Below are 12,733 nucleotides of genomic sequence, written 5' to 3' on the forward strand. Positions count from 1 at the left end.
GATTTGATTCAAAAAGTTACACGTTCCCCGGGCCTTAGCCGAAAAATATCGCCTGTGGGACCCGGGTCGCGTGATTCGGAGCTTGCTGGTTACGACCTTTGATAGTCGTCTTCAATCCGGATGATGTCGTCTTCCCCGAGATAGGAGCCGGTCTGGACCTCGATCAGTTCCAGCTGGATCTTGCCGGGATTCTCCATCCGGTGGACCGCGCCCATCGGGATGTAGATGGACTCGTTCTCGTGCACCGTCTTCACGGTCTCGTTCACGGTCACCTGCGCGGTGCCGCGGACCACGATCCAGTGCTCGGCGCGATGGTGGTGCTTCTGCAGCGACAGCCGCCCGCCCGGCTTCACCACGATGCGCTTGACCTGGTGGCGCTCGCCATTGTCGACCGACTGGTAGCTGCCCCAGGGCCGGTGCACCTTGAGATGCTCCTCGGTGACCTTCGGCGCGACCGCTTTCAGCTTGGTGACGAGCCGCTTTAGGCCGTTGGCATCCTTCTGGCGCGAGACCAGCACCGCATCCGCGGTTGCGACCACGATGAGATCGTCGACGCCTTCGAGCGCGACCAGCGCGGAATCGGTGGTGACGTTGCAATTGCGGGAATCCTCGAACACGGCGCTGCCGTGCGAGGCGTTACCTTGTGCGTCCTTCTCGGACAACTCCCACACCGCGTGCCAGGAGCCGACGTCGGACCAGCCGCAGGACACCGGCACGACCGCCGCACGCGATGTCTTCTCCATAACGGCATAGTCGATCGAGATCGCCTTCGCCGCGCCGAACGCCTCCGGCTCCAGCGTCACGAAGCCGAGATCGCGGCTGGCATTGTTGACCGCATGGGTGACGGCCTCGACGCTTGCCGCGTCGACCTTGCGGTATTCGTCGAGCAGCACGCTCGCCGGGAACATGAAGTTGCCGCTGTTCCAGAGATAGCCCGAATTGACGTAGTCGGAGGCCTTCACCGCGTCCGGCTTCTCGACGAAGCGCGCGACCGCATGCACCTCGCCGGAGATCACCTCGCCCGGATTGATGTAGCCGTATTCCGTCGCCGGCCGCTCCGGCTTGACGCCGAAGGTGACGATACGCCCGGTGCTCGCAGCAGTGAGACCCTCGCGGCAGGCGGCGACGAAAGCGGCATTGTCCTGCACCACGTGATCGGCGGCGAGCGCGAGCACGATGGCTTCACTGGCGCGGTTCTGCGCGAACACCGCGCCCGCGGCAATCGCTGGTCCGGAATCGCGCCGCATCGGCTCGAGGATCACGTCGGCCTCGATGCCGATCTCGGCGAGCTGCTCCAGCACCATGAAGCGATAGGAGGCGTTGGTGATGACGATCGGGCGATCGAACAGGGAGGGGTCGGAGACGCGCAGCAGCGTGTCCTGGAAGGTCGAGCGCGTACCGAACAGCGGCAGGAACTGCTTGGGCCGCACCTCGCGCGAAGCCGGCCACAGCCGCGTGCCGGCGCCGCCGCACATGATCAGGGGGATTATGCGTTTGTCCATCGTCATCTCAAACCTTGAAGTAGTCCCGATACCAGGTGACAAAATTATGGACCCCATGCTCGATCGGCGTTGACGGTGCAAAGCCGGTGTCGCGCATCAAATCCTCGACATCCGCGAACGTTTCCAGCACATCTCCCGGCTGCATCGGCAGCAATTCTTTGATCGCCGTCCGGCCCAGCTCCCGCTCCAGAAGACCGACAACGTGCATCAGTTCCTCGGGGCGGTGATTGCCGACATTGTAGAGCTTAAACGGCGCATTTGCGGCAGCCGGATCGTCCGCGGGCACGAGATCGACCAGCTTGGACACGACACGCGTGACGTCATCAATATAGGTGAAGTCGCGGCGCATCTTGCCATGGTTAAAGAGCCGGATCGGCTTGCCCGCCATGATGGCGTTCACGAACAGGAACATGGCCATATCGGGCCGTCCCCATGGCCCGTAGATGGTAAAGAAGCGCAGGCCCGTGACCGGCAGGCGATAGAGATGGCTGTAGGACTGCGCCATCACCTCGTTCGCCTTCTTGGTCGCGGCGTAGAAGCTGACGGGATGGTCGGTCCGGTCCGCAACCGCAAATGGCATTTTTGTGTTGGCGCCATAAACGGAAGATGACGAAGCGTAGACGAGATGGCGGCAGCCGTTGTTGCGGCAGCCTTCGAGCACGTTGAGGAATCCGACGAGATTGGAATCGACATAGGCGTGCGGCTGCTCGATCGAGTAGCGCACGCCGGCCTGCGCCGCCAGATGCACGACCTCGGTGAAACGATGCCGCGCAAACAGCGCCGTCATCGTCTCGCGGTCGGCCAGATCGGCCTCGACGAAGGAGAAACGGGAGTCGCTCTGCAACAGCGCCAGGCGTGCCCGCTTCAGCGCCGGATCATAATAGCTGTTGACATTGTCGAGCCCGACGACGGTGCGGCCCTCGCCCAGGAACTGCCGGGCGACGTGAAAGCCGATGAAGCCGGCCGCCCCCGTGACCAAAATCGCCTGATCTGTCATCCTGTTCCCTGGGGCTCGCTTGCCCCAACCTGTTTAGCCGCCACTTTGATGGGGTCGCAATAGGCGCACCGCTCCCCATGAGGCTTCCTCATGGCGTCCTTAACGACGGCTATTGCATGATCGGCGCCAAAACCATACCAAAGCGGCCGAATTCGGCGCCTCGCGTCGGGTTGCCTCAAATCATCGCAAACCGAGCTCAAGCGGGCGAGATGCGCCGAATTCTGCTGTCGACGGCCAAAATCCTGATTTCCGTAGCGCTGCTCTACCTGGCACTGCGCAAGGTCGACCTGACCGAGCTGCTGTCGCGCTTCACCGTGACCAGCCTGTTCTGGATTGGGCTCGCGATCGCGATCACGTTCCTGCAGATCTTCGTCGGCGTGCTGCGCTGGCGCGAGATCAGCGCCGTCTGTGGCGCACCGCTCGAGCTCGGCCGGGCCATGCGCTACAACGTGATCGGCTCCTTCTTCAACCAGACCCTGCCCTCGGCAATCGGCGGCGACGCGGTCCGGCTGTGGCTCGTCGCGCGCGCCGGGGCCGGCTGGCGTGCGGCCACCTACTCGATCTTCGTCGACCGCGCGATCGGCCTGATCGCGCTCGCGGTTCTCATCGTCGCGAGCCTGCCCTGGAGCTACACCCTCATCACCGACGCGCACGGCCGCTCGGCGCTGCTGCTGGTCGACCTCCTGGCGCTTGCCGGCGGCGTCGGCTTCTTGATCTTCGGCGCGCTGAATTGGCGGTGGCTGAAGACATGGTGGGCGACCCATCACCTTCACGCCTGCGCGGTGATCGCAAACCGCGTGATCTTCAGCCGCAGCCGCGGGCCGGCCATCGCCATCCTCTCCATCCTCGTCCACGTGCTCGCCGTCGTCATCGCCTGGTGCGTGGTGCAGTCGATCGCGGCCCCTGTTCGCTTCAGCGACGTCTTCCTGCTCGTACCGCCGGTGATGCTGATTACGATGATGCCGATCTCGATCGCCGGCTGGGGCGTGCGTGAGGCCACGATGGGCCTGGCGTTCGGCTTCGCCGGACTTGCCGCCAATGAGGGGGTCAACGTCTCGCTGCTGTACGGCGCCGTGTTCTTCATCGTCGGTGCGTTCGGCGGCCTGGTCTGGATCCTCAGCGCGGAAAAGGCCGCGCAAGGAACGGCTCCGATCGGGGTGCCGGAGTGACGACGTTCGTCTCGGGTCCGGACCTTGCGGCCGGACTGGTGCCGCTCGCGCTTCTGCCGGCCGTGCTGGCTGGACTGATATCCGCCTGCATCACCTGGCTGAGCATGCCGTTGCTGCAGCGCTATGCGCTGGCGCGCCCGAACGCGCGCTCGTCGCACAAAATCCCGACCCCGCAAGGTGCGGGCATCGCCGTCATCGCCGCCACCCTGCTGGTCGCTGCGCCGTGGTCGGCGTGGGCCACCGGCGCAATTCCCCTGCCCTTGATCGGCTCCGCGCTCGTGATCGCTCTGGTCGGACTTGTCGATGACATCAGGCCCCTGCCCGTCCTGGCCCGCCTGGTGTTGCAGGCAGCAGCCGTGGCCGCCGTCGTCTTCTCGGCACCGGAGAGCGCACGCATCGTGCCGGCGCTGCCGCTCGCGCTGGAGCGCGGTCTCATTTTGCTTGCCGGAATCTGGTTCGTGAACCTCGTCAACTTCATGGACGGGCTCGACCTGATGACAGTGGCCGAGGTGGTGCCCGTGACGGCCGCGCTCGGACTGCTCGGCTGGTTTGGCGAGCTCTCGTCGTCTGCCGGACTGCTGGCCACGGCGCTGTGCGGGGCCATGCTCGGCTTTGCGCCGTTCAACCGTCCGGCCGCGAGAGTCTTCCTGGGCGACGTCGGCAGCCTGCCGATCGGTCTTCTGCTCGGCTGGTGCCTGCTCGAGCTCGCCTGGCACGGACATCCCGCCGCGGCGCTGCTGCTGCCGGCCTATTACCTTGCGGATTCCACCATCACGCTGTTCCGGCGCATCGTCAGGCGCGAGCCGTTCTGGGCGGCCCACCGCACGCACTTCTATCAGCGCGCCACCGACAACGGGTTCACGGTCCGACGCGTGAGCGGCGAGGTCTTCACGCTCAATCTCGTGCTGGCTTTGCTTGCCTTCGTCACCGTTCGCGCCGGCTCGACGGCGATCACGATCCTGTCCTTGCTCGCAGGTGCCGTCGCGGTCGCTTTGGTGCTGCGGCGCTTCTCCCGCGCTCAGGCGTCCTGAGCCGCCAGCGCCAGCCGCAACCCCTCGTCGAGCGAGACCTGCGGCTGCCAGCCGGTCGCGATCGCCTTGGAGATGTCGAGCTCGAGCGAGCCGATCAGGCCGTCATACGTATCCTGCCGGCCCATAGCGCCGAGCAGCGTGCCGAGCACGCTCGGCGGCACGTTCGCCGCCGCCTGCAATTGCTTCAGCCGTTCGAAACCGATGCCCCAGCCCGACAGCATGAAGTGGATGTCCGTCTCGTCCTGCAGCAGGCGCGCCGCCTCGAACACGATCTCCGGATCATGGGTGAAGCCGAGATTGCCCGACAGACCGACGATGAAGCGCGCGGCAATCGCCTTGCGGAACGGATTGTCCGGCGTGACCGGCCGCGGCGCGGGCACCAGCGTCGCCCAGTTCGGGATGAAGCGGATCTTGTTTCGCGTCATTCCGGAATAGCTCAGGAGCGGCCGCTCCGCGTCGCGGCCGATGGTGATGACGGCATCGAGTCCGCGGAACATCAGGCCGTTGACCGCCCGCATCGTCCGCGTCACCAGCGAGCCGGGCTTCAGCAGGCCCGCCATTACCAGCACGTCGGGAAAGAGGTCGTGCATGATCAGCGCCGAGCGCGCGCCCTTCAGCCTCGCGGCCGCCGCCACCGCATAAGGCAGCGTGAACGGCGCGGTGACCGTGAGCACAACGTCGCCTCGCCTCAGCTCCCGCGCCAATGCGAAGAACGTGCGTGCCACGAACAGGAGCTCCGACACAGCGCGCCGCACCAGCGCCGCCTTGCCCGAAATGCGGTTCCTGATCGCAACCACGCGCGGCTTGCCCGGACCGGTCTGCGAGGGCGGCAATGCGCCCGGCCAGCCCGAGAGCACGACGACCTCGTGCTCGCTGGCGAGACGGCAGGCGATCTCGGCCATGATCGCCGCCGTCGTGCTGGTATCCGGCGGGTAATGCTGGCTCGCAACGACGATCTTGCCCAAAGGCTGCATGGTCAGGCCGCGGTCGACCCGAATTCGGGCACCGCATCCTTCAGGATGGTCCTGATGGTGGCGCGATCGTCGCGCGCGATCGCCTGCTCCAGCGCCCCGATCCATTTGCGCAGCGTCTGCATTGGCGGCTCGTTCGGCTGCGCCGCCATGATGCCGGCGACGCCGATCTCGCGGGTCGGCTCCTCGGAGGCGAACAGGATCTCGTGCAGTCGTTCGCCCGGCCGCATGCCGGTGAACACGATCTCGATGTCGTGGCCGGGCTGCAGTCCGGAGAGGCGGATCATGCGCTCGGCGAGATCGACGATCTTCACCGGCTGGCCCATGTTGAGCACGTAGACCGAGACGTCGGGACGCTGCGTTCCGAGTGCGTGGGTGGCCGCGGTGATGACGAGATCGCAGGCCTCGCGAATGGTCATGAAGTAGCGGACCATGTCGGGATGCGTCACCGTGACCGGGCCGCCGGCCTCGATCTGCGCCTTGAATTTCGGGACCACCGAGCCGTTCGAGGCCAGCACGTTGCCGAACCGGACCGAGATCAGGCGCATTGGCGGCTTGGCACCGTGCGCGCCGGCAGCGAGATCGTGATCCAGCGCCTGGCAGTACATCTCGGCAAAGCGCTTGGTCAGGCCGAGCATCGACACCGGCTCGATCGCCTTGTCGGTCGAGATCATCACCATGGCCTCGGCGCCGGCGGCCACGGCGGCGTCCGCCACGTTGATGGAGCCGAAGATGTTGGTCTTGACGCCCTCGCTCCAGTCTCGTTCGAGGATCGGCACGTGCTTGAGCGCTGCGGCGTGGAACACGATGTCCGGCCTGAATTCCATCATCAGGCGCGTGATGCGCTCGCGGTCGCGAATGTCGGCAATCCGCCCTTCGATCTCGGCGGACGCGCCCCTCGCGGCGAGCGCTTCGGTGATCGCGTAGAGCGCCGGCTCCGAGTTCTCCACGATCAGGAGCCGCGCAGCGCCGAAGGCGACGACGCGCTCGCAGATCTCGGAACCGATCGAGCCGCCGCCGCCGGTGACGATCACCGCCTTGCCGTTGATCAGCGCCTCCAGGCGGTCATAGTCGATCGTCTCGCTCGGCCGCAGCAGGAGGTCTTCGACCGCGACGGCCGTGAGGCGTGGCGTATCGCCGCTCTCCAGCGAGGGCATCCGGTTGACGATCACGCCCAACTTGCGCGCCCGCATCAGGATCGATTCCGGGTGCGCCTCCGGCTCGAACGCCGACGGCGTCATGACGAGGCGCGCGATCGCCTTGTTGCGCTTGGCGAAGTCGGCGATGACGTCCTCGACGTCGTCGATGCCGCCCAGCACCGGCACGTTGCGGATGAACTGGCCGCGATCCGAGCTCGATGGCGACAGCACGCCGACCGGCCAGATGCGCTTGATCGCCCCGCTCTCGATGCCGCGCAGCAGCACCTCGGCATCCGCGGCGCGGCCGATCAGCAGCGTCGGCGCGGCATCCTCGCCTCGGGCGTGACGCCGCACCCGCGTATAGCGGAAGTAGCGGTAGGCCATGCGCAGCGCGCTGAGAAAGGAGATCTCGAGGAACCAGTAGAGGACGATCGTCACCTTGCCGAGAAAGAAGGCACCGCGGACGTTGGGGGCGACGAAGATGTAGTCGAGCACCAGCAGGGCGACCGTCAGCACGGTCGCGACGCGGATAATGTTCAGCGCGTCAGGCAGCGAGATGAAGCGCCATTTCGTCGTGGTCAGGTTGAAGATGAAGAACACGACCACGCTGAAGGCGAGGAAGTAGGGCAGAAGCTGGAACAGCAGCGGCAGGCGGTCGAAGAAGCCCTCGCCGCCCTCGAATCGCAGATAGAAGGCGGCAAAAAGCGCCGCCGTGGTCGCCAGCAGGTCGTGGAGTGCGATCAGGAAATTGCGCAAGGTGAGATGCGAAAGACGCGTCATCCGCCGACCGATGAAAACCCAGTTAGATGCAACCTGACCGCGCTGATAGCCCATCTGGACCAGACTTGCCAGCCGCGCAGCCGCTCAGGAACCGGCTTCCCCCATCTTCGCCTCGGCCTGTTGTGTCCGGAGCACCATGCCGCCGGCGACACCGACGCCGATGACGTACATCCAGCCCTCGTGGAAATCGAACAGATGGGAATTGAACAGCGAGGTGAAGACATTCTGCACCACCACCAGGAGCCCGATCCAGTTGGCAAGCCCGTCGCCGCGAAACAACCGCAGATGCAATATCCAGATCGCATAGAGAATGGCGATACCGATCACGCCCCATTGCACGGCAACGTTGAGCGTCTGGTTATGCGGGTTGCCGATCACCTCTGCAGACGCCTGGTACCGACCGGCTGGCGTCGCGACGCGCTCGAACAATCCGCGCGTCGAACCGGTGCCGTGCCCTATGATCGGGGCCTCCACGAAGAAGCCGAGCGACTTCCGCCAGAATTCGAGCCGCAGGCCGAGCGAGGTCGGCTCGCCCTTTTCGACATAACGCGTGTAATCGTCGGAAAACCTCTCGGCCGTATGGCGCAGATAGGGCGAAGCCTGCCAGGCGACAATGGCGACGGCGAGCAAGCCGGCGGAGATGAGTGCGATGCTGCGCCCTTTGAGGTGAAGCAGCGCGAACACGCCGAGCATGATCGGCACGGTGACGAGCGCGGTGCGCGACACCACGACGAAGGTCATGTTGACGAAGAAGCCCAGTGCCAGCGCCGTCAGCAGCCCGGCGAACCAATATCGCTTCTCACGCAACAGCATCACGATCGGAAAGGCGAGCGCGACCGCGCACAACGCGAATTCCTGGCTCTGGTCGATGTAATTCTTGACGAAGATGCCGCGCTCGGGCGGATCGGTCTTGAGTGCGAGGTTCGGGTAGAAGGCGACCAGCCAGGACATCACCGACAGCAAGGCGCAGGACACCAGAAAGGCGACGAAGATCCAGTGGCCGCGGCTGGATCGCTCGAAATGATAGAGCAGAACCGGCAGCACGAGCAGCTTCATGGTCGGGTTGACCGCATAGAAGCGCGCGCCCCAGCTCGCGTCCGACCAGAGTGTCCCCACCAGCGCGAGCAGGACCAGCGCGATCGGCGCAATGCAGATCGGACGCTTCAGCGATTGCAGGAACGCGCGGACGTCGAGGAACGGCACCATGCAAAGCAGCATCAGTGCATTGAAGATCCCGGCAAGCGAGGTCGACCAGGGCAGCGAGGCCGCGGTCAGCACCGCCAATATATCGACGGTCTCGCGCCAGGCAGCCGGGCTGCGCAGACGGCGAAGCAGCATTTCGCCGGTCGTCTCGCGGGCAAGCGCCGTCACTTGCCGCCTCCCCGGGCGCGATGGACCAGGGCCGTCGTGCTGAAGCCCTGGAGGATGTCGACCAGCACGACCACCCCGCCCGCTGCCTCGACGACCTCGTGGCCGACCACCTGCTCGCGGGTGTAGTCGCCGCCCTTCACCAGCACGCCGGGCTTGATGCGCCTGATCAGGTCGATCGGCGTGTCCTCTTCGAAGATGACGACGAGATCGACGGCCTCGAGCGCGGCGAGCACTTCCGCGCGCGCGCGTTCGTCCTGGACGGGACGATCCGTGCCCTTGAGCCGCCGCACCGAGGCGTCGCTGTTGAGCCCCACGATGAGGCGGTCGCAGGCGGCGCGTGCCGCGGTCAGTACCTTGACGTGGCCGGGGTGGAGGATGTCGAAACAGCCATTGGTGAAGCCGACGCGCTGGCCCTGCCGCTTCCACTCGGCGAGCTGCGGATCGAGCGCGGCCGGATCGAGCACGATCTTCTCCTCGGCCGCGAGGGTGGCATGTGGCAGGATTTTTCGGCGTAGCTCGGCCGCGCTCACGCTGGCGGTGCCTTGCTTGCCGACGGCGACGGCAGCAGCGGCGTTGGCGATGCGCAGCGCAGCGTCCCAGTCGGCGCCGGCCGCAAGCGAGACCGCAAGCGCAGCGGCGACGGTGTCACCGGCGCCGGAGACGTCGCGCACCTTCACCGGGAACGCCGGAACGTGAACGGCCTCGCCTGCCCGCGGCACCAGCGTCATGCCGTGCTCGCCTTGGGTGACCAGGATCGCCTCGCAATCGGCAAGCCGCATCACGTCCTCGCTGGCATCGACGATGCTCTGCGGCGTGTCGGCGCGGCTGCGTGTCGCCTCCGAAAATTCCTTGCGGTTGGGCGTGAGCAGCGTGGCGCCGCGATAGATCGCCCAGTTCAGGCTCTTGGGATCGACGATCACGGGCTTGCCGAGTTTCCGCGCGGCGTCGATGGTGTGGCGGATGACGCGTGCCGTCAGCACGCCCTTGGCGTAGTCCGAGAGGAGCACGATGTCGGCGCGCGCGATCTGCGGCAGGATCGCCTCGATCAGCTTCGTCTCGATGTCATCGGAGGCAGGCGCCGCCTGCTCCCAATCCGCGCGCAGCATGTGCGTGGAGAAGTGCTCGGAGACGAAACGGACCTTTCGCGTGGTCGGCCGCGACGGGTCGCACACCAGGATGCATTCTATTCCGGCCTGCTCGCCAAGCGCCGAAGCGAGCCGCTTGCCCGCATCGTCCTCGCCGACGAGGCCGACGAAGATGCAGCGCGCGCCGAGCGAGGCGACGTTGCGCGCGACATTGCCGGCGCCGCCGATATGAATCTCGCTGCGCTGGGCCGCGATGACGGGCGTCGGCGCTTCCGGCGAGATCCGCGACACCTCGCCATAGACGAACTCGTCCAGCATGATGTCGCCAATGCACAGCACCGTGCGGCCTGAGATGGCTTGCGCGATGGCGTCGAAATCGAGAATGGGCGTCGGCATGGTCAAAAAGCCTCAGCGGAAGCGATCGGGCCGGTCGAGGTAGTCCCCTACATAGGCCTTCACCGCGTCCTCGAGCGTCGTGAAGCCGCAATTATAGCCGGCGCGGTGCAGGCGATCGACCTCGCTCTGGGTGAAGTATTGGTAGGCCGCGCGGATCTGCTCGGGCATGTCGATATATTCGATGTTGGGCCTGGTGCCGAGCGCCGCATAGGCAGCCAACATGAGATCCTTGAAGCTGCGCGCCTTGCCGGTTCCGACGTTGAAGAGCCCGGACACCGACGGCGTTGCCAGGAGCCACATGACGACGCGCACGACATCGTCGACATAGATGAAATCGCGGCGCTGATCGCCGTCGGCAATGCCCTCGCGATGCGACTTGAACAATTGCACGACCCGGCCGGCCTTGACGTCGTCGAAGCGGCGCGCCAGCACGCTCATCATCGAGCCCTTGTGGTATTCGTTGGGACCGAACACGTTGAAGAACTTCAGGCCCACGCATTGCGGCGGCAACGGATCGCCGTTCGTGCGGCGCTCGACCACCGCGAGATCGAACATGTGCTTGCTCCAGCCGTAGAGATTCATCGGCCGGAGCTTCTTCAACGCGGGGATCGAGGCATCGTCGTCGAAACCGGTCTCGCCATCGCCATAAGTCGCCGCCGAGGAGGCGTAGATGAACGGCACCGCGTTCGCCGTGCACCAGTCCAGAAGGCGCGTCGACAGGCGGAAATTGGTCTCGAACACGAGGTCGCCGTCGGTGGCGGTGGTCGCCGAAATCGCCCCGAGATGGATCACGGCATCGAGCTTGCGGCCCTTCAGCCAGTCCATCAGCTCGGCCGGGGGGACGATATCCACAAGCTGCCGCTTGGCGAGGTTGCGCCACTTACCCTCGCTGCCGAGGACATCGCAAACCACGACGTCGCTTCGGCCCGACTCATTGAGCGCGGCCACGACATTCGACCCGATAAAACCGGCCCCGCCGGTCACCAGCAACATTCCGAAATCCCTGCCCGATTTTGTGCGGCCCGGCCCTGCCGTAGCGCATGAGCCGGCAAAGTGTAAGCGGTTTTGGGATGGAGCGGTCTGGCGGCTTTACCTGCCGGCCCGGAACAGCTACCGAACCGCCACAAATCAGATCGCCCGACCCCATCAACGAATGAACCAAGATTCGCAATTTAGCGGGAACGCAGATCGGGACGACACTCGCCCGATTCTGATCATTCCCTACATGTGGATCGGCGATTTCGTCCGGAATCACACCGTGGTCCGGGTCCTGAAGGAGCGCTGGCCGAACCGTCCGGTCGATCTCCTGACCACACCCCTGTGCGCCCCACTGGTCGATTACATGCCCGGCGTGCGTCAGGGCATCGTCTGGGACCTGCCGCGCGGCCGGCTCGCGGTGGGCCGCCAGCTGGGCCTGGCCAAGCTCCTGCGCGAGCGGGACTACGGCACCGCCCTGGTGCTGCCCCGGACCTGGAAGGCGGCCATTGCGCCCGCTTTGGCCGGTATCCCTGAAAGGGTCGGCTTCGTCGGCGAGTTCCGGTTCGGCCTGCTCAATCGCTGGCGCTGGGGCGAGAGGAAGCTGCCCCGCTTCATCGACAAGAACGCCGCCCTGGCCCAGCCCGACGGCGCCCCCCTGCCCCCGGAATGGCCGGTGCCGCAATTGCGGGTCCCGGCAGAGGACGTCACGCGCTGGCGCCAGGCCAACGGCCTCAGCGCGGGGGCGGCGGTGGCGCTCGCCCCAGGCTCGGTCGGCGTGTCAAAACGCTGGACCTATTATCCGGAAGCCGCCCGCCTGCTGGCCGAGCGCGGGCTGGAGGTCTGGGTCGTCGGCGGCCCCGCCGAAAAGGGCCTCGCCCAGGAGATCGTCGCGGCCGGCGGTGCTGGGACCGCTGGCGGCCCGGGGGTGCGGGACCTCACCGGCAACGACTTGCGCAACGGCGTGCTGGCCATGGCCGCGGCGGGCGTTGCCATCTCCAACGATTCCGGCCTGATGCACATCGCAGCCGCGCTCGGCACGCCCACCATGGGCATCTTCGGCCCGACCAGCCCCTATCTCTGGGCGCCACTGAACGGCCTTGCCGCAACCGTGGTGCAGGACAAGGAAAAGCTGTCCTGCCAGCCCTGCCAGAGCACGATCTGCAGGATGAACGACCACCGCTGCATGCGGAACATTGCGGCCAGCGAGGTGGTGGGGATTGCGGAGCGGGTGCTGAGCGAGGTGGGGGCGCCGGTTTAGCCGTCATATGCGAGGACGGCTCGTTATCTTGGGGACGTGAGCGTCAGAATTCGCCA

At 65.9% G+C, this 12,733-nt stretch carries 10 protein-coding genes; 3 read left to right on the forward strand and 7 right to left on the reverse strand.

The window, feature by feature from the left end; genetic code table 11:
- Positions 1-89: 89 nt before the first annotated feature.
- Positions 90-1,502: a mannose-1-phosphate guanylyltransferase/mannose-6-phosphate isomerase gene (locus TSA1_RS16885; RefSeq protein ID WP_174718933.1), complete on the reverse strand. Its 1,413-nt coding sequence runs from the start codon at positions 1,500-1,502 to the stop codon at positions 90-92.
- Positions 1,503-1,509: 7 nt separating this feature from the next.
- Complete coding sequence (locus TSA1_RS16890) at positions 1,510-2,499, reverse strand: NAD-dependent epimerase (RefSeq protein ID WP_100177345.1); 990 nt, start codon at positions 2,497-2,499, stop codon at positions 1,510-1,512.
- 209 nt (positions 2,500-2,708) lie between these two features.
- Between TSA1_RS16890 and TSA1_RS16895 the strand changes: the two genes are divergently transcribed.
- Complete coding sequence (locus TSA1_RS16895; RefSeq protein ID WP_100177346.1) at positions 2,709-3,668, forward strand: lysylphosphatidylglycerol synthase transmembrane domain-containing protein; 960 nt, start codon at positions 2,709-2,711, stop codon at positions 3,666-3,668.
- 35 nt (positions 3,669-3,703) lie between these two features.
- Positions 3,704-4,699, forward strand: a complete 996-nt coding sequence (locus TSA1_RS16900; RefSeq protein WP_430649798.1) for an MraY family glycosyltransferase — start codon at positions 3,704-3,706, stop codon at positions 4,697-4,699.
- Here TSA1_RS16900 and TSA1_RS16905 read toward each other — a convergent pair.
- From TSA1_RS16905 to rfaD, 5 genes are all read right to left on the reverse strand, one after another.
- Positions 4,687-5,673 carry a glycosyltransferase family 4 protein gene (locus TSA1_RS16905; RefSeq protein WP_245448313.1) on the reverse strand — a complete coding sequence of 329 codons (987 nt, stop codon included), beginning with the start codon at positions 5,671-5,673 and terminating at the stop codon, positions 4,687-4,689. The genes TSA1_RS16900 and TSA1_RS16905 overlap by 13 nt on opposite strands.
- 2 nt (positions 5,674-5,675) lie before the next feature.
- Positions 5,676-7,589 carry an SDR family NAD(P)-dependent oxidoreductase gene (locus TSA1_RS16910; protein ID WP_174718934.1) on the reverse strand — a complete coding sequence of 638 codons (1,914 nt, stop codon included), beginning with the start codon at positions 7,587-7,589 and terminating at the stop codon, positions 5,676-5,678.
- Positions 7,590-7,673: 84 nt separating this feature from the next.
- A complete protein-coding gene (locus TSA1_RS16915) occupies positions 7,674-8,960 on the reverse strand; it encodes an O-antigen ligase family protein (RefSeq protein WP_100177350.1) in 1,287 nt (428 codons plus the stop codon).
- Positions 8,957-10,429 (reverse strand): D-glycero-beta-D-manno-heptose-7-phosphate kinase, encoded by a 1,473-nt coding sequence (gene rfaE1 / locus TSA1_RS16920; protein WP_174719309.1) that lies wholly within the window; start codon positions 10,427-10,429, stop codon positions 8,957-8,959. Before rfaE1 ends, TSA1_RS16915 begins: the two co-directional genes overlap by 4 nt.
- 24 nt (positions 10,430-10,453) lie before the next feature.
- A complete protein-coding gene (rfaD, locus tag TSA1_RS16925) occupies positions 10,454-11,434 on the reverse strand; it encodes an ADP-glyceromanno-heptose 6-epimerase (RefSeq protein ID WP_100177352.1) in 981 nt (326 codons plus the stop codon).
- 160 nt (positions 11,435-11,594) lie between these two features.
- On the opposite strand from rfaD, the gene waaF reads away from it, so the two are divergent.
- A complete protein-coding gene (waaF, locus tag TSA1_RS16930; protein ID WP_100177353.1) occupies positions 11,595-12,677 on the forward strand; it encodes a lipopolysaccharide heptosyltransferase II in 1,083 nt (360 codons plus the stop codon).
- The last annotated feature ends 56 nt before the right edge of the window (positions 12,678-12,733 follow it).

This window comes from Bradyrhizobium nitroreducens (assembly GCF_002776695.1).
In the GTDB taxonomy this organism is placed as follows: Bacteria; Pseudomonadota; Alphaproteobacteria; order Rhizobiales; family Xanthobacteraceae; genus Bradyrhizobium; species Bradyrhizobium nitroreducens.

Excerpts from the sequence above, each read along its gene's own strand:
- TSA1_RS16885 (WP_174718933.1), bottom strand. The coding sequence starts at position 1,502 with ATGGACAAACGCATAATCCCCCTGATCATGTGCGGCGGCGCCGGCACG.
- TSA1_RS16890 (WP_100177345.1), bottom strand. The coding sequence starts at position 2,499 with ATGACAGATCAGGCGATTTTGGTCACGGGGGCGGCCGGCTTCATCGGC.
- TSA1_RS16895 (WP_100177346.1), top strand. The coding sequence starts at position 2,709 with ATGCGCCGAATTCTGCTGTCGACGGCCAAAATCCTGATTTCCGTAGCG.
- TSA1_RS16905 (WP_245448313.1), bottom strand. The coding sequence starts at position 5,673 with ATGCAGCCTTTGGGCAAGATCGTCGTTGCGAGCCAGCATTACCCGCCG.
- TSA1_RS16910 (WP_174718934.1), bottom strand. The coding sequence starts at position 7,589 with ATGACGCGTCTTTCGCATCTCACCTTGCGCAATTTCCTGATCGCACTC.
- rfaD (WP_100177352.1), bottom strand. The coding sequence starts at position 11,434 with ATGTTGCTGGTGACCGGCGGGGCCGGTTTTATCGGGTCGAATGTCGTG.
- waaF (WP_100177353.1), top strand. The coding sequence starts at position 11,595 with ATGAACCAAGATTCGCAATTTAGCGGGAACGCAGATCGGGACGACACT.